Source organism: Desertibacillus haloalkaliphilus (genome assembly GCF_019039105.1).
Classification (GTDB): domain Bacteria; phylum Bacillota; class Bacilli; order Bacillales; family KJ1-10-99; genus Desertibacillus; species Desertibacillus haloalkaliphilus.
This window is the reverse complement of sequence record NZ_JAHPIV010000049.1, coordinates 1-929: the sequence shown is the minus strand read 5'-3', so window position 1 is coordinate 929 and position 929 is coordinate 1. Positions and strand designations below refer to the sequence as shown.

Sequence of the window (929 nt, the reverse complement as noted above, 5' to 3'; positions counted from 1 at the left end):
TTTCTCTCTTCTTTCCCTCTTTCTTTCTCTTCTCCCCCTTCTTCTCCTTCTTCTTTCTTCTTCTCTCCTTCTCTTCCCCTCCTTTCCCCCCTTCCTTTTCCCCCTCTTTTCCCCCTCTCTCCTTTTTCTCCTCCTCCCTTTCTTCCTCCCTTTTTTTCTTCTTTCTCCCTTCCCTTTTTCTCTCTTTCTCTCCTCTCTCCTTTCTCTTTCCCTTCTTCTCTTCCTCTCCCCCCTCCCTCTTTCCCTCCTTTCTTCCCCTTCTCTTTCTCCCCCTCCTTTCCTCCCCTTTTTCTTTCCTCCCTTCTCCTCCCTTTCCCCCCCTCTCTCTTTTTTTCCCTTTCTTCTCCTTTTTTTTTCCCTTCCTTTTTTTTCCTTTCTTTTTTTTCTCTCTTTCCCCTCCTTTTCCCTCTCTCCCCCTTCTTTTTTTCTTCCCTTCCCTCTTCCCTCTTTCTTCCCCCTCCTCCCCCCCCCCCCCCTCCTCCTTCCTTTTTTTTTTTTTTCTTCTTTTTCCTCTCCCTCCTCCCTTCTTCTCTCCTTTCCTTTCCCTTTTCCTCCTCCCCTTTTCCTCTTTCCCCTTCTTTTCCCTCCCCCCCCTCCCCCCTCCCCCTTCCCTCTTTTCTTCCCCCCCCTCCTTCCTTCCTCCCTTCTCCCTTCCCCCCTTTCCCCTCCTCCCCCCCCCCCCCTTTTCTCCTCCTCTTCTCTTCCCCTCTCTCCCCCCTCTCCCTTTTTCCTCCCTCTTCTTTTCCCTTTTTTCTTTTCCTTTTTCTTCTTCCCCCTTTTTCTTTTTTTTCCCCCTCCTCTCCCTTCTCTTCCCCCTTTCTCCCCTTCTCCTCCTTCCTTCTTCCCCCTTTCCCTCCCTTCCCCCTTCTCCCTCCTCTTTTTCCCTTTCCTCCCCCCCTCCCCCTTTTCCTCTTTCTTTCCTTCCCTCT

General features: G+C 51.2%; 1 protein-coding gene. It reads right to left on the bottom strand.

Annotation, left to right across the window (positions count from 1 at the left end):
- Positions 1-929, bottom strand: a 929-nt coding sequence (locus tag KH400_RS29565; RefSeq protein ID WP_217227898.1) for a hypothetical protein, incomplete at both ends; no start/stop codon positions are given.